Annotated in this window: 22 protein-coding genes; 8 read left to right on the forward strand and 14 right to left on the reverse strand. The window is 73.5% G+C overall.

Going from position 1 to position 19,097, the window contains the following annotated elements; genetic code table 11:
- Positions 1–120: 120 nt before the first annotated feature.
- The 4 genes from Q2K16_RS10155 to Q2K16_RS10170 all read right to left on the reverse strand — a co-directional run bounded on the left by Q2K16_RS10155 (position 121) and on the right by Q2K16_RS10170 (position 2,946).
- Positions 121–885, reverse strand: a complete 765-nt coding sequence (locus Q2K16_RS10155; protein WP_302744960.1) for a cellulose-binding protein — start codon at positions 883–885, stop codon at positions 121–123.
- A gap of 106 nt (positions 886–991) precedes the next feature.
- Positions 992–1,750: a hypothetical protein gene (locus Q2K16_RS10160; protein WP_302744961.1), complete on the reverse strand. Its 759-nt coding sequence runs from the start codon at positions 1,748–1,750 to the stop codon at positions 992–994.
- 88 nt (positions 1,751–1,838) lie between these two features.
- Complete coding sequence (locus tag Q2K16_RS10165) at positions 1,839–2,228, reverse strand: DUF6841 family protein (RefSeq protein WP_302744962.1); 390 nt, start codon at positions 2,226–2,228, stop codon at positions 1,839–1,841.
- Positions 2,229–2,265: 37 nt separating this feature from the next.
- Positions 2,266–2,946, reverse strand: coding sequence for a hypothetical protein (locus Q2K16_RS10170; protein ID WP_302744963.1), 681 nt, complete (start codon positions 2,944–2,946; stop codon positions 2,266–2,268).
- 19 nt (positions 2,947–2,965) lie between these two features.
- On the opposite strand from Q2K16_RS10170, the gene Q2K16_RS10175 reads away from it, so the two are divergent.
- Both Q2K16_RS10175 and Q2K16_RS10180 read left to right on the forward strand, forming a co-directional pair.
- Positions 2,966–3,148, forward strand: a complete 183-nt coding sequence (locus tag Q2K16_RS10175) for a hypothetical protein (protein WP_302746711.1) — start codon at positions 2,966–2,968, stop codon at positions 3,146–3,148.
- Positions 3,149–3,551: 403 nt separating this feature from the next.
- Positions 3,552–4,208 (forward strand): C39 family peptidase, encoded by a 657-nt coding sequence (locus tag Q2K16_RS10180; RefSeq protein ID WP_302744965.1) that lies wholly within the window; start codon positions 3,552–3,554, stop codon positions 4,206–4,208.
- A 67-nt stretch (positions 4,209–4,275) separates the two neighbouring features.
- On the opposite strand, the gene Q2K16_RS10185 is transcribed toward Q2K16_RS10180, so the two are convergent.
- The 4 genes from Q2K16_RS10185 to Q2K16_RS10200 all read right to left on the reverse strand — a co-directional run bounded on the left by Q2K16_RS10185 (position 4,276) and on the right by Q2K16_RS10200 (position 6,383).
- Positions 4,276–4,929, reverse strand: coding sequence for a DedA family protein (locus Q2K16_RS10185; RefSeq protein WP_302744967.1), 654 nt, complete (start codon positions 4,927–4,929; stop codon positions 4,276–4,278).
- Between the two features lie 73 nt (positions 4,930–5,002).
- Entirely contained in the window at positions 5,003–5,488 is a 486-nt protein-coding gene (locus Q2K16_RS10190; protein WP_302744968.1) for a YcxB family protein, read from the reverse strand.
- Positions 5,489–5,521: 33 nt separating this feature from the next.
- Complete coding sequence (locus Q2K16_RS10195; protein WP_302744970.1) at positions 5,522–5,956, reverse strand: VOC family protein; 435 nt, start codon at positions 5,954–5,956, stop codon at positions 5,522–5,524.
- A gap of 37 nt (positions 5,957–5,993) precedes the next feature.
- Positions 5,994–6,383: a VOC family protein gene (locus Q2K16_RS10200; protein ID WP_302744971.1), complete on the reverse strand. Its 390-nt coding sequence runs from the start codon at positions 6,381–6,383 to the stop codon at positions 5,994–5,996.
- A gap of 162 nt (positions 6,384–6,545) precedes the next feature.
- Between Q2K16_RS10200 and Q2K16_RS10205 the strand changes: the two genes are divergently transcribed.
- Entirely contained in the window at positions 6,546–9,413 is a 2,868-nt protein-coding gene (locus Q2K16_RS10205; protein WP_302744972.1) for an aconitate hydratase, read from the forward strand.
- A 75-nt stretch (positions 9,414–9,488) separates the two neighbouring features.
- Here the strand turns inward: Q2K16_RS10205 and Q2K16_RS10210 are convergent, their stop codons facing one another.
- From Q2K16_RS10210 to Q2K16_RS10225, 4 genes are all read right to left on the reverse strand, one after another.
- Entirely contained in the window at positions 9,489–10,097 is a 609-nt protein-coding gene (locus Q2K16_RS10210; protein ID WP_302744974.1) for a GTP-binding protein, read from the reverse strand.
- Positions 10,078–10,464 carry a DUF742 domain-containing protein gene (locus Q2K16_RS10215; protein ID WP_302744976.1) on the reverse strand — a complete coding sequence of 129 codons (387 nt, stop codon included), beginning with the start codon at positions 10,462–10,464 and terminating at the stop codon, positions 10,078–10,080. Before Q2K16_RS10215 ends, Q2K16_RS10210 begins: the two co-directional genes overlap by 20 nt.
- Positions 10,465–10,469: 5 nt before the next feature.
- Positions 10,470–10,892 carry a roadblock/LC7 domain-containing protein gene (locus tag Q2K16_RS10220; protein ID WP_302744977.1) on the reverse strand — a complete coding sequence of 141 codons (423 nt, stop codon included), beginning with the start codon at positions 10,890–10,892 and terminating at the stop codon, positions 10,470–10,472.
- Positions 10,893–10,971: 79 nt separating this feature from the next.
- Positions 10,972–13,578 carry a sensor histidine kinase gene (locus tag Q2K16_RS10225; protein WP_302744978.1) on the reverse strand — a complete coding sequence of 869 codons (2,607 nt, stop codon included), beginning with the start codon at positions 13,576–13,578 and terminating at the stop codon, positions 10,972–10,974.
- Between the two features lie 276 nt (positions 13,579–13,854).
- On the opposite strand from Q2K16_RS10225, the gene Q2K16_RS10230 reads away from it, so the two are divergent.
- A complete protein-coding gene (locus Q2K16_RS10230) occupies positions 13,855–14,103 on the forward strand; it encodes a DUF2630 family protein (RefSeq protein ID WP_088645025.1) in 249 nt (82 codons plus the stop codon).
- Between the two features lie 47 nt (positions 14,104–14,150).
- On the opposite strand, the gene Q2K16_RS10235 is transcribed toward Q2K16_RS10230, so the two are convergent.
- Complete coding sequence (locus Q2K16_RS10235) at positions 14,151–15,080, reverse strand: serine protein kinase RIO (RefSeq protein WP_302744983.1); 930 nt, start codon at positions 15,078–15,080, stop codon at positions 14,151–14,153.
- 155 nt (positions 15,081–15,235) lie between these two features.
- Positions 15,236–15,883, reverse strand: coding sequence for an HAD family hydrolase (locus tag Q2K16_RS10240; RefSeq protein ID WP_219463695.1), 648 nt, complete (start codon positions 15,881–15,883; stop codon positions 15,236–15,238).
- A gap of 230 nt (positions 15,884–16,113) precedes the next feature.
- Between Q2K16_RS10240 and Q2K16_RS10245 the strand changes: the two genes are divergently transcribed.
- The 4 genes from Q2K16_RS10245 (at position 16,114) to Q2K16_RS10260 (ending at position 19,056) form a co-directional block, all read left to right on the forward strand.
- Complete coding sequence (locus tag Q2K16_RS10245; RefSeq protein ID WP_088645028.1) at positions 16,114–16,686, forward strand: TetR/AcrR family transcriptional regulator; 573 nt, start codon at positions 16,114–16,116, stop codon at positions 16,684–16,686.
- A 116-nt stretch (positions 16,687–16,802) separates the two neighbouring features.
- Positions 16,803–17,750, forward strand: a complete 948-nt coding sequence (locus Q2K16_RS10250; RefSeq protein ID WP_302744984.1) for a TIGR04222 domain-containing membrane protein — start codon at positions 16,803–16,805, stop codon at positions 17,748–17,750.
- On the forward strand, positions 17,747–18,565 hold the full coding sequence (locus tag Q2K16_RS10255) for an MbnB/TglH/ChrH family RiPP precursor modification enzyme (RefSeq protein ID WP_302744986.1): 819 nt from the start codon (positions 17,747–17,749) through the stop codon (positions 18,563–18,565). Before Q2K16_RS10250 ends, Q2K16_RS10255 begins: the two co-directional genes overlap by 4 nt.
- Entirely contained in the window at positions 18,562–19,056 is a 495-nt protein-coding gene (locus Q2K16_RS10260) for an SCO6045 C-terminal-like domain-containing protein (RefSeq protein WP_302744987.1), read from the forward strand. The genes Q2K16_RS10255 and Q2K16_RS10260 overlap by 4 nt, the downstream gene beginning before the upstream one ends.
- Positions 19,057–19,097 lie beyond the last annotated feature (41 nt).

Raw genomic sequence — 19,097 nt, forward strand, 5'->3', positions numbered from 1 at the left:
GTCGCTGATTCGCCCGCACGCTAGCCCTTGCCGAAACATTCTGCAATACCTTGCAAACAGGGCTGCAATACGGCAGCAACCTTGCAGAACGCGGGACCGGCAGGGGGTCCGGACGGCGGGTCAGAGACCGGAGCAGGGCACCCCGTCGACCGTGCACCGCGACGGCCTGATGCTGCCGCCGGTGTTCTCGAAGTGGAACCGCAACGGCACCGCGGCACCGGGCCCGACGTTCACCCCGCTGGTGTACGTGAACACCCCGCCGGACATCCGGGGGTTGCCCTGCGGGGCGCCCTCGACCCACGAGGTGACCAGTCGGCTGCCCGGCGGCGGGACCAACCGGACAGTCCAGGGCCGGGACACCCGGTCGCGGTTGTAGAGCAGCACCTCACCGATGAACGCCTCGTTGTTCCAACTGTCCCGCACGCTGAACCGGCCGGTCACCGACGACGACGGCGCGGCCGGCGGCGGCGCGGGCGTGGTGGGCCGGGGCTGCTCACCGACCGGGTCGCCGGGCGGCGGCACGACCCCACCGGCCGGCGGGGCGGGCACGTCGTCCCCGGCCGACGGCTCGTCCGGTACGACCACCACGGGCACCTCGACCGGAGGCGGATCGGTGCGGCGGGGCGTCAGCCCGGGGACGACAGGTTCGGGGAGGTTCGCCGCCACCCGGGCCGGGTTGGTCGCCCCCGATCCGGGCAGCGAGTAGGTCGGCAGCGGATCGGCCGGCCGGGCCTCGAACGCCGGCCCCCGACTGCGGTACGACGCCAACGCGACGATCAGGAGCACCACCATCACCAGCACGCCGGTGGCGACCACGACCCATGGCGACGACGCCAGCGCACCCGCTCCGTGTGCCCGCGGTTGCGCGCGACGCATGCCGGACATGACCCTCCCTGGTCGGCCCCGTCCGAGAAGAGTAACGATTCAGGCGATTGTCGGAAAGTACCCAACGTCCGGACTTTGTCCTAACCGGACAGTTCGTTCGTCCCCGTCAGCCGCGCACCCGCAGCGCGTCCACCTGGAAGTAGACCCCGCCGCGCTTGACCGCCCAGATGGTGTACCGCCCGACCGGCAGCCCCTGCACGCTGAAAACGGTCTGCTGCGGCTGGTAACGGTGCGCCCGCGCGCTCACCCGCTGCTGCTTCACCGGTCGCCCACCGGAGTCGACGACCCACACGTCGGCGTCCCCGTACTCGGGGTCGCGCGACGTGATGTAGTCCAGGCCGGTGCCGGTGAAGGTGAAGCTGAACGAGTCCCCGTCGTGGACGGTGTAGTGCACGTCGTCGCGGTGGTCGCCGAACGGCCGGTTCCGCGAGACCGCCCACCGCCCCCGGTAGGTGATGCCCGAGGCGTCGTCGTTGAGCAGGGTGGCTGGCGTCGGCGAGAGGGCCACGGTCGACGGCGACACGGACGCGGACGGGCTGGCCGACCGGGACGCGACAGGCGTCCGACCGGTCGCCGACGGGGTCGCGCCGGTCCCGCCGCCGGTGGCCCGCCGGATGCTGGTGGGCGACGGCGACGGCGTCGCCGACCCCGGCTCGGTCGCCACCGGCACCCCCGGCACCATCACGGCCTCGCTGCGTGACCCGGCACCGTGCTCCGCGTAACGATCGTGACCCAACACCGCCACCGACGCCTTGACCAGCAGCAGGAGCAGCACGACCACCCCGATCGAGGCGAGCAGCCAGGGCGTCGCGGCGACCACCTGGGGCAGTCGGGACGCCCATCGCGTCCCACGCGTGCCCGGCATGGCCCTCCTCGGTCGACCCTGTACGCAGAGATTAGCGACCGTCCGGTAGGGATGGTCAGCGGGGGCGTGACCGGGCCCGACCCGACGGTCAGCCGGCCCGGACGACGGTGCAGATCGCCGGGCCGTCCTCGGTGCCGCGCAGCAGGTAGCGGTAGCGTTCCCCGGGCACCGCCCGACCCTGGCTGTCCAGGAACTCCCAGCGCACCGCGACCATGGTCAGCAGGGCGGACACCGGCTCCACCTCCTCGATCAGCGCGTGCGCCGCGACCAGTTCCCGTTCCTGGTAGTCGGGCGCGGCACCGACGAAGGAGAGCGCCACCGCCGCCATCGTGCTGAACGAGAAGCTGTAGGTGTCGGCGACCACCAGGCCCGGCAGGGCGTAGCAGCCGGCGATGGTGGGCACGTCGCCGGTGGTGAGCGCCACCCCGTACCGGTCGAAGAAGTCGCTCAACGTGTCGAGGTCGGTGGAAGCTCTCACGGCGTCACCAATTGCCGTCGCCGGCCGTCGGCAAACCTCACCGGGGCGGGACACGTACCTCGATCTCCGCGCCGAGCCGCGCGTCGCCCGCCAGGTCCAGGTCGTCGCCGCTCCAGAACCGGCCCGGGTCGTACCAGTTGGGCCGCCGGCCGGGCGACAGCAGCCCCATCGCCTCGTAGGTCACCGCCACCACCTCGGCGCAGTACGCGGTCTCCAGCGCACGGTCACCGGTCGGCAGGTCGGCCCGCCCGTCGCCCCGGTCCCGTCGCCCCGGCAACGGCAGCGGCAGGCGTAGCTGCGGCACCCGGCCCCGAGCCCACCGCCAGGCCAACTGGGCGGTGGACGGGAACGGGGTGCCGTCGAGCCGGGCCACCGTCCGCAGCACCGCCTGCTCCATCATCGGATCGGCCGACGGTTCGAGCTGACGCAGCCAGGCCCGCTGGCCGTACCGGTTGGCCCAGACGCAGACCGCGTCGCGCAGGTCGTGCAGCTGTACGCCCCGCTGGTGGGTGCCGGTCCACATGTCCCGCAGCGACCGGCCCAGCTCGGCGTGCCACATCAGCGGGGGCATGTCGTCCAGCACCACCGCCATGCCGACGTGGTTGACGGGACTGTTGGTGGTGAACTGGATGGCCCGGTCCGGCACGCTGCGCCCCCGGAACACCCAGACGTCACCGGTACGGGTCAGGTCGACGGCCTCGTCCAGGCTGATGCTCATGGGCGTCTACCCTAGGCCGATGCGGCAACGGATGCAGTGGTGGAAGGTGCTCGGGCTGGCCGGTCTCGCGGGTGTCGCCGCGACCGGGGTGGTCGTCGCCCGCGCCGAGCGGCGGCGGCGCGCGTACACCCCGGAGGAGATCCGGGACCGGCTGCGGGAGCGGCACGCCGAGGCCGCGAAGTCCGGCGACGACCCGGCCTGACCGCTCCCGGCATCCGGTTGTCGACCTGATCCGCGCCGACTGAGGGATCGACCCCCGATCGCACCGGGTCCGGTCACGGGCCGGATGTCCGGTTCGTCGCGGGGGTTACCCCCACCTGACGGGTCCGTTCGTGCCCGATCGTCCCGTGGCCGGGGCCACCTGCACGGCGGAATCGCCGCCGGGGGCGGGGCGTTGTACCCGGCATACCACCGCCACTCCCCCGCCCACGGGGGACGGCCCCGGAACCCCGATCGTGGAATGCGGTCGCCACCGGGTCGGTTACACCTCCCCTGGACGCCCGAGCAGGTCCCCCCGATCGCCGGGCGATCCCCCTGACCTTCCGGCGACGCCCCACCCCCCTGTGGGCGTCCGCCACACCCCCGACGCAGAGGAGCACGCCACCATGCGTACCGATCTGATCCGCAAGACCGCCCTGACCGCTGCCGGCCTCGCCTTCACCACCGGCGTCATCGCCGGCCCGCTGACCGCCGCCTACGCCGCCGAGGCCCGGACCGGCGCAGCCGCCTCCGTGCAGGCCGAGCGCCGGCCCGCAGGCGAGCGTGAGCTGAAGGTCGACTACCAGGCGCAGCCGAACTTCTACTACTGCGGCCCGGCCGCGACCCGTAACGCCCTGTCCGTCCAGGGCAAGAAGATCGACGTCGACGCCATGGCCAAGGAGATGCGCACCACCGAGGCCGGCACCGACAGCATCAACGACATCACCCCCGTCCTGAACAAGGAGACCGGCCGCAAGGCGTACGAGAGCACCGAGATCCGCAGCGCCAAGGCCGACGACAAGCAGACCGACGAGCTGCGCGCCGACATCGTGCGTGCCGTCGACGACGGCCGGGCCGTGGTGGCCAACATCGCCGGCACCGCCGTGGACACCGACGGCAACGCCCACTCCTTCGAGGGTGGCCACTACATCAGCGTCATCGGCTACCGCGACGGTGGGAAGACCGTGACCATCGCCGACTCGGCCAACCCGAACACCGCGTCCTACCGGATGAGCGTGGACAACCTCGCCGACTGGATCGCCACCCGCGGCTACTCGTCCTGACCCGGACACCGATCGGGCCGTCCCCACCCCGGGGGCGGCCCGTTCGTCGTCGGTACCCGGGTGTGGTTCAGCGGTCGGTGCCGGCCGCCACCGGCTCGGCCTCGTCGGTGGTCGTCGACTCCAGCCGGCGGGCGCGGCGGCGCAGCCACCAGGTGCTGGCCACCCCGCCGAGCACGGCCAGGACCAGGCCGGCCCAGGAGAGGTCCTTGAGCCAGTGCTCGGCCGCCCGGCCCAGGGTGTAGAGCAGATAGGTCGTGCCGAAGGCCCAGACCAGCCCGCCGGCCGCGTTCGCCACCAGGAACCGCCGGTAGGGCACGTGCAGCGCGCCGGCCAACGGCCCGGCCAGGATGCGCAGCAGGGCGACGAACCGGCCGAAGAACACCGCCCAGACGCCATGCCGGGCGAAGCTCTGCTCGGCGCGGGCGAGCTGTGCGGGCCCCAGGTGTTTCGGGAAGCGCCGGCCCAGCCTGGCCAACAACGGACGACCGCCCCGGCGACCGACCGCGTAGCCGACGGAGTCGCCGACGATCGCGCCGAACGCCGCCGCGGTGGCGACCCAGTGCGGCTCGACCACCCCGGTGGCGGCCAGCAGGGCGGAGCTGACCAGCACGATCTCACCCGGCAACGGGACACCCATGCTCTCGACGCCGATCACCCCGGCGACGATCAGGTAGACCACCCCCGGGGGAAGCGCGGAGAGCCAGTGCTGAACGTCGACCACCGCGGCACCCCTTCCGACCCGACCTCGAACCCTACCCGCGCCGGCCGGGCCGGCCCCCGGCAACGCCGTGCGGTCAGCGGGGTGCGAGCAGGCCCCGGTCGGTCATGAAGGCGTGCAACGTCGCGGCGTCCCCGGGGGACATCAGCCAGCGGGGGATCACCGTCGCCGGCATCCGGCCGACGTACACGATCCAGAAGTCGCCGGCCTCCCGCACCCGGGCCACCCCGTCCCAGGCGATACCGCCGGACTCCGAGCCGCTGCGCATCATGATGTTGTCGTCGGTGATGTCGTAGCCACCCTCGACCGCGTAGTCGTCGGAGCGGCGTCGGGCCCGCCAGCGCACCCAGGGCGCGTAGAGCATCGACAGCAGCCCGCCCACGAGCAGCACCAGCCACAGCGACGAGAGCCGGCCGCCCCGGGAGACGAGCAGACCGACCGCCCCGGCCGCCGCCAGCGCCACGCCGATGAGGCTGAACCGGCGCAGCCGGACGCTGCTGAGCGCGGCGGCCACCCGGCCCGGGTAGGCGGGGTCGGCGGGGACGTCGAAACGGATGTGCACGCGGAAACGATAGTGCGGCGCGCTGCCAGGCGTTCAGTCGAGGCAGAACTCGTTGCCCTCGACGTCCTGCATCACCAGGCACGACTCGTGGAAACCGTCGGCGGTCAGCAGGCGTACCCGGGTCGCGCCGAGGGCGACCAGCCGGGCGCACTCCGCCTCCAGCGCGGCCACCCGCTGCTCGCCGACCAGCCCGGTGCCGACCCGTACGTCGAGGTGCAGCCGGTTCTTGACCACCTTGCCCTCGGGCACCCGCTGGAAGAACAGGCGCGGCCCCACACCCGAGGGGTCGACGCAGGCGAACGCGGAGCCCTGCCGCTCGGGCGGCAGCGCACTGTCGAACGCGCCCCAGTCGGCGAACCCCGGCGGCGGTGGCGGCACGACGTAACCGAGCACCTCGCACCAGAAGCGGGCGACCCGTTCGGGCTCCGCGCAGTCGACGGTGACCTGGAACTGCCGGACCGATGCCATCGGCACACCGTAGCGGCCGGGTCCGACACGGCGGCGGTCAGCGATCGGGGGCCGGCCGTGCCGTCCGGTCGGGCAGCGGGGCGACGAACTCCAGCCGGTTGCCGTGCGGGTCGGCGGTGTGGAAGCGGCGCATCCCGGGCAACTCGTCGTCGTCACCCCAGGTGACCGGGTGGCCGGCGCGGGCCAGCCGGTCGGCGAGGGCGTCGAGGTCGGGGCGCAGCAGGGCGGGGTGCGCCTTGCGGGCGGGTCGGAAGTCGGCCTCGACGCCGAGGTGCAGTTCGGCGTCGTACCCGGTGAACCAGCAGCCGCCACGGGCGGCGAGGGCCGGGGGTTTGGGTTTCTCGGTCAGGCCGAGGATGCCCACGTAGAAGGCCCGGGAGGAGCCCTCGGCACCGGGCGGGCAGGCGAGCAGCACATGATGGATCATGGTGGCACCTCCTCGTCCCGAACCCTGGCACGAGGTTGCGTCGATAGCAAGACGGACGTACGGTTTTGTTGGAAGACGACGAATCGGCAGTAAGTGTCACCTAACCTGGGCGGCGTTCCACCCGGTGCGACAGACTGCTCAGGACTACTCACGGTCGCTGGTATGAAGGAGTACGACGTGGCGAGCCTCGACACCTTCGGTGCGAAGACCCAGCTACGCGTCGGAGACGCGAGCTACGAGATTTTCAGGATCAGCCAGGTGCCGGGGCACGACAGACTGCCCTACAGCTTGAAGATCCTGCTGGAGAACCTGCTGCGGACCGAGGACGGCGCGAACATCACCGCCGACCACATCTCCCAGCTCGGCTCCTGGGACCCCACCGCCGACCCGAGCGTGGAGATCCAGTTCACCCCGGCGCGGGTGCTGATGCAGGACTTCACCGGCGTACCCTGCGTGGTCGACCTGGCCACCATGCGCGAGGCGGTCCGCGACCTCGGCGGCGACGCCACCAAGGTCAACCCGTTGGCCCCGGCCGAGCTGGTCATCGACCACTCGGTCATCGCCGACCTGTTCGGCCGCGAGGACGCCTTCGCCCGCAACGTCGAGCTGGAGTACGAGCGCAACAAGGAGCGCTACCAGTTCCTGCGCTGGGGCCAGACCGCGTTCAACGAGTTCAAGGTCGTCCCGCCCGGCACCGGCATCGTGCACCAGGTCAACATCGAGTACCTCGCCCGGACGATCATGGCGCGCGCAGAGGCGTCGGGAGTCATGCAGGCGTACCCGGACACCGTCGTCGGCACCGACTCGCACACCACCATGGTCAACGGCCTGGGCGTTCTCGGCTGGGGCGTCGGCGGCATCGAGGCCGAGGCCGCGATGCTCGGCCAGCCGGTCAGCATGCTGATCCCCCGGGTCGTCGGCTTCAAGCTCGCAGGCGAGATGCCGGCCGGCACCACCGCCACCGACCTGGTACTCACCATCACCGAGATGCTGCGCAAGCACGGTGTGGTCGGCAAGTTCGTCGAGTTCTACGGCCCCGGCGTCAGCGCCGTGCCGCTGGCCAACCGGGCCACCATCGGCAACATGTCCCCCGAGTACGGCTCCACCGTCGCGATCTTCCCGATCGACGCCGAGACCGTCCGCTACCTGGAGCTGACCGGCCGCGACGCGGCCCAGGTGGCGCTGGTCGAGGCGTACGCCAAGGAGCAGGGCCTCTGGCACGACCCGGAGCGTGAGCCGGCGTACTCCGAGCGCCTGGAGCTGGACCTGGGCACCATCGAGCCGTCCCTGGCGGGGCCGAAGCGCCCGCAGGACCGGGTGCCACTCGGGGCCGCCAAGACGCTGTTCCGCTCGGCGCTGACCGACTACGTCGCCGACGACTCCGCCGGTGAGCGTGACCTCAAGCCCGGCGTGGCCCGCGAGCAGCTCCCCCGGGGCGCGAACGGCCCGGCCGACGAGGCCAGCGCCGAGTCGTTCCCGGCCAGCGACCCGCCGGCCAACGACTTCAGCGACCCGGCCGACGAGCCACGCGACCTGGAGACCGCCGCCGTCGGCGCCGGTGGCCGGGCCAGCAACCCGGTCCGGGTCACCGGCAGCGACGGGGTGGAGTACGAGCTGGACCACGGCGCGGTGGTGATCGCCGCGATCACCTCCTGCACCAACACCTCCAACCCGCAGGTGATGATCGGCGCCGCCCTGCTGGCCCGCAACGCCGTCGACAAGGGCCTGTCCCGCAAGCCGTGGGTCAAGACCACCCTGGCGCCCGGCTCCAAGGTCGTCATGGACTACTACGAGCGGGCCGGTCTGACGCCCTACCTCGACAAGCTCGGCTTCAACCTGGTCGGCTACGGCTGCACCACCTGCATCGGCAACTCCGGCCCGCTGCCCGAGGAGGTCTCCGCCGCTGTCAACGACGGTGACCTGGCCGTCGTGTCGGTGCTGTCCGGCAACCGGAACTTCGAGGGCCGGATCAACCCGGACGTCAAGATGAACTACCTGGCCTCCCCGCCGCTGGTGGTGGCGTACGCGCTGGCCGGCACGATGGACATCGACCTGGCCAACGAGCCGCTCGGCGAGGACACCGAGGGCAACCCGGTGTTCCTGCGCGACATCTGGCCCAACACCGCCGAGATCCAGGACGTCATCGCCCAGGCGATCGGCGCGACCGGGTTCAGCGCCGCGTACGCCGACGTGTTCGCCGGTGACGAGCGCTGGCAGTCGCTGCCCACCCCGACCGGCGACACCTTCGCCTGGGCCGACGACTCCACCTACGTGCGCAAGCCCCCGTACTTCGAGGGGATGCAGCAGGAGCCGAGCCCGGTCGTCGACATCACCGACGCCCGGGTGCTGGCCAAGCTCGGCGACTCGGTCACCACCGACCACATCTCCCCGGCCGGCGCGATCAAGGCCGACTCCCCCGCCGGCCGGTACCTCGCCGAGCACGGCGTGCCGCGCCACGAGTTCAACTCGTACGGCTCCCGCCGGGGCAACCACGAGGTGATGATCCGGGGCACCTTCGCCAACATCCGGCTGCGTAACCAGCTCGTCCCCGGTGTGGAGGGCGGCTTCACGGTCAACCACCTCACCGGCGAGCAGACCACCATCTACGACGCCTCCACCGCCTACCAGGACGCCGGCGTGCCGCTGGTCATCCTGGCCGGCAAGGAGTACGGCTCCGGCTCGTCGCGGGACTGGGCGGCCAAGGGCACCATGCTGCTCGGCGTCCGGGCGGTCATCGCCGAGTCCTACGAGCGCATCCACCGGTCCAACCTGATCGGGATGGGTGTGCTGCCGTTGCAGTTCCCGGTGGACACCACCGCCGAGTCGCTCGGCCTCACCGGCGCGGAGACCTTCTCCATCACCGGCGTGACCGCGCTCAACGACGGCGACACCCCGCGTACGGTGCGGGTCAGCACCGACACCGGCGTGGAGTTCGACGCGGTGGTCCGGATCGACACCCCGGGCGAGGCGGACTACTACCGCCACGGCGGCATCCTCCAGTACGTGCTGCGCCGCATGATCGCCAGCTGACGTCCCGTCACGGACGGCACGAGCCCCCTCCGCTCGCGGAGGGGGCTCGTCCGCGTCGGCGCGGTGCGGGCGCGGTCAGCCGCCGGCCGCCCGGCGGCGCGCCTCGCGGGTCTTCATCGCGTGCTCCAGCAGGGTGATCAGCACGCTGCGGCCGGACTCCCGCTGCCGGGCGTCGCAGAGCAGCAACGGCACCTCCGGGTCCAGGTCCAGCGCCGCGCGGATCTCGTCGAGGCCGAACCGACGGGCACCCTCGAAGCAGTTGACCGCCACCACGAACGGGGTGCCCCGACCCTCGAAGTAGTCGATGGACGGGAAGCAGTCGGCCAACCGCCGAGTGTCGGCCAGCACCACCGCACCGAGCGCCCCCACCGCCAACTCGTCCCACAGGAACCAGAACCGGTCCTGCCCCGGGGTGCCGAAGACGTAGAGCACCAGGTCGTTGCTGATGGTGATCCGACCGAAATCCATCGCCACCGTGGTGGTGCTCTTGCGTTCCACCCCGGACAGGTCGTCGACGCCGATGCCGGTCTCGGTCAGCACCTCCTCGGTCCGCAACGGACGGCTCTCGCTGACCGCCCCGACCAGGGTCGTCTTGCCGGCCCCGAAACCGCCCGCCACCAGAACCTTGAGCGCGGTGGGCAGCACCCGCGCCCCCGCCGGACGTTCAGAGTGCCCGTAGTCCATTGATCACCGCCTCGTAGATGCTCTCGTCGTTGACACCGGCCGGCTCCCGGGGTTCCTGTACCCGGACCAGGTCCCGCGCCACCAGGTCACCGAGGAGCACCCGTACGGTGCCCACCGGCAGGTCCAGTCGGGCGGCGATCTCGGCCACCGACTGCATGCGTTGGGTCAGCGCCACGATCGCCACATGTTCCGGCCCGAGCCCGGCCTCCTCGACCACGTTCGTCCGGGTCGCCGTGACCAGCGAGATCAGGTCGAACGAGCCGGTCACCGGGCGGGCCCGACCCCGGGTGACCGCGTACGGGCGGACCACCGGACCAGCGTGCTCGTCGACCCACTGTTCGTCCGCGGGGTCGCCGTCACCGGCCATCGCGGTCAGTTCCCGCCGGACGGCTGGTCGGCACCCCGGGCCGGGGACGCCACGTACTTGCCGACCCGGGCGACGAGCATCGCCATCTCGTACGCGATCAGACCGACGTCGGCGTCCGTGCCGGCCAGCACCGCCAGGCACGCGTTCGGCCCGGCCGCGGTGACGAACAGGAACGAGGACTCCATCTCGATGATGGTCTGCTGGACCTGCCCGCCGCCGAACCGTTTCCCGGCGCCCCGGGCCAGGCTCTGGATGCCGGCGGCCATCGCGGCGAGGTGCTCGCCGTCGTCCCGCCCCATCCCCTCGGACGCGGCCATCAGCAGGCCGTCCGTGGAGAGCGCGACGGCGTGCTCGGCCTGCTTGACCCGGCTGACCAGATCGTCGAGCAACCACGTCAGGTCGGCACCGGATGCCGTCGTCTGCCCCACTCGTCGTCCTCTTCTTCCCCGGCGCGTGCGCCGTGCTCGTTGCCGTCCCGTCGGCGGCGTCGCATCCGTCGCGACGCCGTCAGCCCGCCGGGTTGTCCGCGTCGTCCGGCCGCTCGCCGGCGCGGGTGCCCTCCAGCAGCCGGGCCGCGTCGCTGCGACCGCGTCGGGTGCCCGACTGGTAGGCGCTCATCAGTTGGCGCACCTGTTCGGGGGCGCGCCGCGGGGTGCCTGCGGCCCCGGTCTCCCCGGCGCTCGGGGAGGCCCGCAGCTCGGGTGCCAGGTTCGCCTGGCGCACCCGCACCGGCAGGCCCGCGTCGGTCACCGGCCCTTCCACAGTAGGCGACGGCGGGTCGACGCCGTCGTCCGCCGTCCGCTCGTCCCCGGTCGCCCGGTCGGCCGGGTCGGGGCTGCCCCGCCGGTCCGTGGCCGGTCCGGTGGCGACCGGTCCGGCAGCCGCCGGGGCGGGTCCGGGGCCGGCCGGCGCGGCCGTCCGCCGGTCGCCGGGCGGGGGTGGGTCGGTGGCCGCAGGGTCCGGGGTGGACGGTCGGACACCGGTGATCGGCAGGCCGGTCGGGAGGGTCGGCCCGTGCAGCGCGTCACTGACCGGCGGCGGGGCGGCGGCCGGGGCCGGCTCGCGCGGGGGACGCTTGCGGGAGCGGGCGGGCAGGCCGGCCGGGGTCACCGCGCCCGACAGCGCTGTCGCGGTGGGCGACGGCACGCTGGGCGGCGGGACCTCACCGGCCGGCGGGGCGGCGGGGGTGGCCGGGCCGGCGGCGAGGATCGGCTGGGCGCCGGACGGGCTCGGGTCACCGGGCACGACCAGCTCCGACGGGATCAGCACCACGGCGGTCGTGCCCCCGTAGGAGGACTCCTTGAGCTGCACCTTCACCCCGTGCCGCTCGGTCAGCCGGCTCACCACGTACAGGCCGAGGCGGGCGGCGTCGGCCAGGTTCAACTCGGAGCGGTCGCCGATCCGGCGGTTGGCCGCGGCCAGTTCCTCCCCGGTCAGCCCCAGGCCACGGTCCTCGATCTCGATGGCGTACCCGGCGCTCACCAGTCGACCCCGGACCTCCACGGTGGTGGTCGGCGGTGAGAAGGACAGTCCGTTCTCGATCAGCTCGGCGAGCAGGTGGATCACGTCACCGACCGCCCGGCCGGCGAGCGCGACAGGCCCGAGCGGCAGCACGTCCACCCGGGTGTAGTCCTCGACCTCGGCGACCGCGCCGCGCACCACGTCCACCATGGGCACGTTGCGCCGCCAGGCCCGGCCCGGGGTGGCGCCGGAGAGCACGATCAGGTTCTCCGCGTTGCGCCGCATCCGGGTGGCGAGGTGGTCCACCCGGAACAGGTCCTCCAGCTCCTCGGCGTCGTGTTCGCGCCGTTCCATCGCGTCGAGCAGGGTGAGCTGGCGGTGCACCAGCGCCTGGGTCCGCCGGGCCAGGCTGAGGAACACCCCCCGCACGTTGCGGCGCAGCTCGGCCTGCTCCACCGCCGTGCGGACGGCGGTCTCCTGCACGGCGTTGAACGCCCGTCCGAGCTGGCCGATCTCGTCGTCGCCGAAGTCCAGGGGCGGGGCCTCGCGGGCCACGTCGACGTCCTCGCCCCGGCCCAGCCGGTCCACCACACCGGGCAGCCGCTCGTGGGCCAGCCGCAGCGCGGCGTCCCGCAGCCGGGCCAACTGGCGGACCAGGTGCCGGGCGGTGCTGATCGACACCACGATGGAGGCCACCACGGCGATCAGGCCGAGACCGGCGGCGAGCACCAGTCGGACGATGACGCCCACCGCGACCGGGGTGGCCCGGTCGATCAGCGCGTCGCCGATGGTCACCCCGAAGTCCACCTGGGCCTGCATCGCCGGCCCGACGGTCGACTGCCACTCCTCGGCCGTCAGCGGCAGGGTGGCCCCCGACCGGGCCTGCTGGATCACCCGGTCCTCCAGCACCCGGAACCGGGCCACCGCGGCGGAGCCGGCGAGTTGGTCGTAGCGGACCCGGTCGGCCGGGGACAGCTCGGCCGCCGCCTCCGCGGTCTGGTAGCGCTGGGCGCCGACCAGTTGGGCGAAGCGGGCGTACTCGTCGCCGGTCATCCGGCCCGCCGCGAGCACCCCGGTGATCAGGGCGTCCTGCTGGGAGATCAGCTCGCGCACCTGGTAGAGGTCGACCAGGGTCTCGCTCTCCGCGGCGATCCGGGGGTCGTCGAGCTGCCCGAGCGAGCCGTACATCCGCAGCACCGCGGCGAGGATTGCGGTGTACGCGGCCGACGCCTCGGTCCGGTTCACCCCGGCGTCACGCACCGACTCCCGGACGCCGGTGAGACCACTGAGCCCGGTCAGCACCTCGTCCACCCGGCGGCGGGTGTCCTCCCCGGTGGCCAGTTCGGCCTGCCAGCTGCCCACCGACGTGCCGAACTCGTCGGCCACCAGGTCGGTGCGCTGCCACTGGGCGGTCAGCGCGTCGAGTTGCGGCTGGCCACGTTCGCCGAGGTAGGCGTTGGCGAGGCGACGCTCGTCCTGCAACGCGGTGAGCAGCGACTGGCCCGGTGCGGCCACCCGACTGTTGAGCGTCTGGACGAACAGCAGGGTGAAACCGTCCCGGACGGTCACCCAGGCCGCGAAGGACCAGAGCGCGACGAGCGAGGTGAGCAGGGCGACGATTTTGGTACGCAGACGCGTGCTGCCGGAACCCATCACACCGCCCCCGGGCCGGACCGTGGCCGCCGGACGCCCGACGCGTCACGGCACACCTGAACCCGGCGCACGCTAGCAGTCGGCACCATCATCACTCAAGCCATGCTGATCATGGAGGCGGGCCGGTGCCGCAGGTCGGAGGCGATGGTGACCACCATGGATGGTACCGGCCCGACGGTGGCGACGGGCGCGACGGCGGGACGGGAACGGGACCGTCGCCGGGCCGGCCGACGCCGATCGCGGGCGCGCTCGACCCCGCTGTGCCAGGCTCAGGGCATGGACGACAAGAGCATCCTGCACCGGATCTCGGAACTGGTCGACGAGGAGCACCGGCTCCGGTCGGCGGCCCAGGCCCACGAATCCGGCACCGACGACGAGGCCAAGGAACAACTGCGCGCGCTGGAGGAGTCCCTGGACCAGTGTTGGGACCTGCTGCGCCGCCGCCGGGCGGCCCGGGAGGCGCACGGCGACCCGGAGGCACAGGGCGCCCGACCGGTGTCGGAGGTCGAGCGTTACCTCCAGTGAACGTCCGACGCCCCGGACGGTCGGCGGCCGTCCGGGGCGTCGCCGCGTCAGCGCACCCCCGCCTCCCGCAGCAGCAGCCCGGTGACGGCGGCCGGGTCGGCGTCGACGGCGGGCAGGCCCCGGGCGGTGAACCAGGTGGCCACCACCCGCACGTCGCGGGCCAGGAACTCGGGCCCCTGCGGATTGGCCACCACGTCGACCACCTGCGGCAGGTCGATCATGACGAGCCGCCCCGCGTGCACCAGCAGGTTGTACGGCGACAGGTCGCCGTGGGCGTAGCCGGCCCGGGCCAGCACCACCAGGGCGTCCACCAGTTGCTCCCAGAGGGAACGCAGCTCCGCCGGCTCGGGGCGGACCTGGGCCAGCCGGGGTGCGGCCGTCCCCTCGTCGGGGTCGCCTACGAACTCCAGCATCAGCTCGGTGCCGAGCAGTTGCACCGGGTACGGCACGGCGATCCGCCCGGACTCCGCCCCGATCTCCCAGAGCCGGGACAGCGCGGCGAACTCGGCCGCCGCCCACTGACCGGCGATCATCTGTCGGCCGAACGCCGTCCGGCCGGCCATCGCCCGGTTCTCCCGGGACCGACGCACCCGGCGTCCCTCCAGGTAGCCGGCGTCGCGGTGGAAGAGCCGGTGCTGGGCGTCGCGGTACCGCTTGACCGCCAGCAGGCAGGACCGGTCGGTGTCGGGCACCGCCCGGCGGACGAGGTGGACGTCCGCCTCCTTACCGGTCTTGAGCACGCCGAGGTCGGTGTCCCGGGCGGCCAGTTCGGTGACCAGCCACCGCGGGTGCGGTTCGGGCCCGTGCACGGCCTGGTCCCAGGAGGACCAGTGTTCCTCCGGCTCGGGGTCGGGTTCGTCCTCGGGTGCGGTACGGGCCGGCTGCCGGCCGTACGTCAGGAAGGGTGTCTCGTCGTCGTCGAAGCGGCTCTTGCCGCGGCCACGGCGCTGCGGCGCCGGGAGGTCGTGTTCGCGCACGGTGCTGGTGATCCCTTGATCGAGGCTGATGGAGGCAGGTGGTACGACCCTGCGAAGACGGCCATGACCGACCCCCCTTCCTCGACCGGGCCCCGCCCGGTTGCGCGTGCGCGCCGGCCCATGCTGGCCGACGCCCCGCACGGGGCACAAGCGATTTATCCGCCGGCGAGCACCACCGAGACCGCCGCGATCAACGAGTCGACGGTACGGGTGGGGGCGAACCGCCCGTCGGTCCAGCTCCGGCCCCGGTGCAGCCACACGCTGGGCAGGCCGACCGCGGCGGCTCCGCCGATGTCCGCCTCCGGGCTGTCCCCCACCACCCACGCGCCGCGCAGCGGCAACCGGGCCCGCTGGGCGGCCAGCGCGAAGATCCGGGGATTGGGCTTGCTGACGCCGGCCTCCTCGGAGATCACCCAGTCGGCGACGTAGCGGTCCAGGCCGGTCTGCCGGATCTTGGCGTCCTCCAGCCGGACGGAACCGTTGGTGACCACCACCGGCAGCCACCCGGCGTCGTCGGCGATCCGCAGCGCGCAGGCGACCAGCGGGTCCAGCCGGGTGTAGCCGACCACCCCGTCGTGCAGCTCCTCGACCAGGTCGATGGAGGGGATGCGCAGCGCGTACCGGTCCCGGATGGCGTCGGCGATGTCCCACCTGTCGGTCAGGCCGTCGGCGTCGATGGACAGCAGCCAGTCGATGTCGGTGGCCGGCGCGCCGATCTCGGCCAGGAACCCCTCGGCCCAGGCGCGGAACGGCCCGGCCCGGTCGAGCAGGGTGTTGTCCAGGTCGAGCAGGAGCAACGGCACTGAGGCACCTTACGGGAGAGGGGACCGCCGCCGACAGGGTCGAGCCGCCCGTCGTCGACCGTCGGGCAGCCGGGGTCGGGCGGGGGCGGTGCGCGGGTGGGGGGAGGTGACCGGGGATGTCGCCACCTGCCGATCCTAACCGGACGCGCGTCCGGCAGGCCGAGGCGACGGCCAATAGCAAGCCGTACGTACGGTTTGCCTTGCGCAGGGTCACCTGCGACGATCGACCCGTGCCCAGAGTAAGTCAGGACCAGCTCGACGCGCGCCGCCAGGAGATCCTCGGCGCGGCCCGGGCCTGTTTCGCCAGGCACGGCTACGAGGGAGCCACCGTGCGCCGGCTGGAGGAGGCCACCGGGCTGTCCCGGGGCGCCATCTTCCACCACTTCCGCGACAAGGACTCCCTCTTCCTCGCCGTCGCCGAGGACGACGCCGCCGTCATGGTCTCCACGGTGGCCCGCAACGGCCTCGTCCAGGTGATGCGGGACCTGCTCGCCCGCGCGGTCTCCCCGGACACCACCGGCTGGCTCGGCAGCCAACTGGAGGTGTCCCGCCGGCTGCGTACCGACCCGGCCTTCGCCCGCCGCTGGGCGCAACGGTCGGCCGCCATCGCCGAGGCGACCCGGGACCGGCTCGTCCGGCAACGCGAGGCCGGGGTGCTCCGCGAGGACATCGACATCGACGTGCTGGCCCAGTTCCTGGAGCTGGCGTACGACGGGCTGGTGCTGCACCTGGCGATGGGCCGGCCCGCCGGCGACCTCGGGCCGGTGCTGGACCTGGTCGAGGAGGCCGTCCGCCGCCGCTGACCCCACCCGGGGCGGGACAGGTCTCGGCTCGGTAACTCGCCCACCGCCGCCGTGCCGGCGTGGCGGAGCTGCCCCACAATGGGGCCGCGATCCCCCTCGCGCGACAGGAGCAGCCCATGAACACCCTTGCCGCAACGGGCGACACCTGGGGCATCCCCGGCCCGCTCTTCCTGAAGCTCTACCTCCTGGTGGCAGTCGTCGCCGTGGTGGGTGTGCTGGTGCACCGACGGCGCACGGCCGCCGGCCCCGACACGGTAGGTGCCGAACAGCTCGGCCCGCAGCAGGTGGCCTACCTCAACGGCGGCGACCAGCTCGCCGTCTGGGCGGCGCTGGGTGGCCTGCGCGGCGCCGGCGCGATCGACGTCCAACCGGACCGCCGGTTGATCGCCGTCGGGCCGACGCCCAGCGGGGTCACCCCGCTCGACCACGCGATCCGGCACGCCGCCCGCCAGCCGGTCGCCGCCCGCGAGCTACGCCGCGACGCCGGGGTGGCCCGCGCCCTGGAGCAGCTGCGGCAGGGGTTGGAGCAGCGCGGCCTGCTGATCGACGCCGACGGGGTACGGGCCCTGCGGCGCGGACGGAACCTGCTGCTGGTGCTGCTGGCCCTGGGCGTCGTGCGGCTGGTCTCCGGCCTGGTCAACGGCCGGCCGGTCGGCTGGCTGCTGCTCGCCCTGGCCGGGCTCGGGGTGGCGTTCGCCCTGGTGGCCCGTACGCCCCGACGGACCAGGACGGCGAACGTGATGATGCGGCGCCTGCGCAGCAGCAACCACCACCTCGCCCCCGACTCCGCCCCGGCCTACGCGACCTACGGTCCGGTCGGCGCGGCGATGGGGGTGGCCCTGTTCGGCACCGTCTCCCTCTACGCCCTCGACCCCGGATTCGCCGCGCAGGCGGAGATCCAGCGGCAGGCGTTGAACGCCAGCAGCGGCAGCGGCTACACCGGTTCCTCGGGTGTCACGTGCGGCGGCAGCACCTCGTCGGGCGACAGCGGCTCGTCGTGCGGTGGCGGCAGCTCCTGCGGCGGCGGCGGAGGATGCGGCGGTGGCGGCGGGTGCGGCGGATGACCCGGCCGCAGGGGGTGGGCATCGGCTGGCGGCCGGAGATCGCCGGTTTCGTCGCCGCGCTGCCCGGCCTGCGCTTCGTCGAGGTGGTGGCGGAGTCGCTCGCCCCCGGCGGCCCCCTGCCACCGGGGCTTGCCGCGCTGCGGGAGCGCGGTGTCACCGTCGTACCGCACGGGGTGCGGCTCTCCCTCGGCGGCGCGGAGCCGGTCGACCCGGCCCGGGTGACGCACCTGGCCGGGGTCGCCGAGTTGGTCGACGCGCCACTGGTCAGCGAGCACATCGCGTTCGTCCGGGCCGGTGGGCTGGAGGCCGGGCACCTGCTGCCGCTGCCCCGGACCCGGGAGGCGGTGGCTGCGGTGACGGCGAACGTCCGGCGGGCGCGGGCGGAGCTGCCGGTGCCGCTGGCGTTGGAGCCGATCGCCGCGCTGTTCGACTGGCCCGACGACGAGCTGGACGAGGCGGACTTCCTCACCGAGATCCTCGACGCCACCGACGCGGAACTGCTGCTCGACGTGGCCAACGTCTATGCCAACGCCCGCAACCGGGGCCAGGACCCGCAGGCCCTGCTGGACCGGCTGCCGCTGGAACGGATCGCCTACGTGCACGTGGCCGGCGGGGCCGAGCACGGCGGGCTCTACCACGACACGCACACCGATCCGGTGCCCACCGAGGTGCTGGAGCTGGTCGGCGCGCTGTGTGCCGGCCGCCGTCCGCCCGCGCTGCTGCTGGAACGCGACGGCCACTACCCGCCCGCCGACGTGCTGCGGGCCGAGCTGGACGCCCTCGCCACCGCCGCCGGGCACCCGGTCGTCACGTGAGCACGACCCACCCCGTGGAGCCGGGCCCGCCGCCCGGTGCCACCGGGCCGGTGGGGCTGGCCGCCCGGCAGGCAGCGCTCGTCGCCGCCCTGGTCGCGGGGGCCCCGCTGCCGGCCGGCTTCGCCACCGACCGGGTCGACGCCGCCCGGCGGGCGCTGCTGCGCAAGCGGGCGGGGGAGGTCGCCCGCCACTGGCCGCTGCTCGCCGCCGGCCTCGGCGACGCCTGGCCTGCCACCTTCGCCGACTGGGCGGCCGGCCGGCCCACCGCCGGATCGCTGCGCGACGGCTGGGACCTCGCCCGCGCGTTGCGCGACCGGGGCGTCCTTCCCCCGCTCGGCGCGGAGGAGCTGGCCGCCCGCGAGGCCGCCCACCGCTACGACGGGCGGCACCCGCCCCGCCGCCGTCGGTTGCCGGCCCTGGCCCGCAGCGGCGACGCCGTCGCCCTCCAGTTCGCCGGCCGGGTACGCCTGCTCCGCCCCACCCGCCGCTGACCGCCGGCCCGCCGCGCCGACCACCGCCGGGTACGGCAGGA

The sequence above is a fragment of the Micromonospora cynarisoli genome (assembly GCF_030518815.1).
Taxonomy (GTDB): domain Bacteria; phylum Actinomycetota; class Actinomycetes; order Mycobacteriales; family Micromonosporaceae; genus Micromonospora; species Micromonospora wenchangensis.

Coding starts and splice junctions, on each gene's coding strand:
- Q2K16_RS10155 (WP_302744960.1), bottom strand. CDS start 885: ATGTCCGGCATGCGTCGCGCGCAACCGCGGGCACACGGAGCGGGTGCG.
- Q2K16_RS10160 (WP_302744961.1), bottom strand. CDS start 1,750: ATGCCGGGCACGCGTGGGACGCGATGGGCGTCCCGACTGCCCCAGGTG.
- Q2K16_RS10170 (WP_302744963.1), bottom strand. CDS start 2,946: ATGAGCATCAGCCTGGACGAGGCCGTCGACCTGACCCGTACCGGTGAC.
- Q2K16_RS10175 (WP_302746711.1), top strand. CDS start 2,966: ATGCGGCAACGGATGCAGTGGTGGAAGGTGCTCGGGCTGGCCGGTCTC.
- Q2K16_RS10180 (WP_302744965.1), top strand. CDS start 3,552: ATGCGTACCGATCTGATCCGCAAGACCGCCCTGACCGCTGCCGGCCTC.
- Q2K16_RS10195 (WP_302744970.1), bottom strand. CDS start 5,956: ATGGCATCGGTCCGGCAGTTCCAGGTCACCGTCGACTGCGCGGAGCCC.
- Q2K16_RS10200 (WP_302744971.1), bottom strand. CDS start 6,383: ATGATCCATCATGTGCTGCTCGCCTGCCCGCCCGGTGCCGAGGGCTCC.
- Q2K16_RS10205 (WP_302744972.1), top strand. CDS start 6,546: ATGAAGGAGTACGACGTGGCGAGCCTCGACACCTTCGGTGCGAAGACC.
- Q2K16_RS10210 (WP_302744974.1), bottom strand. CDS start 10,097: ATGGACTACGGGCACTCTGAACGTCCGGCGGGGGCGCGGGTGCTGCCC.
- Q2K16_RS10215 (WP_302744976.1), bottom strand. CDS start 10,464: ATGGCCGGTGACGGCGACCCCGCGGACGAACAGTGGGTCGACGAGCAC.
- Q2K16_RS10225 (WP_302744978.1), bottom strand. CDS start 13,578: ATGGGTTCCGGCAGCACGCGTCTGCGTACCAAAATCGTCGCCCTGCTC.
- Q2K16_RS10230 (WP_088645025.1), top strand. CDS start 13,855: ATGGACGACAAGAGCATCCTGCACCGGATCTCGGAACTGGTCGACGAG.
- Q2K16_RS10250 (WP_302744984.1), top strand. CDS start 16,803: ATGAACACCCTTGCCGCAACGGGCGACACCTGGGGCATCCCCGGCCCG.
- Q2K16_RS10255 (WP_302744986.1), top strand. CDS start 17,747: ATGACCCGGCCGCAGGGGGTGGGCATCGGCTGGCGGCCGGAGATCGCC.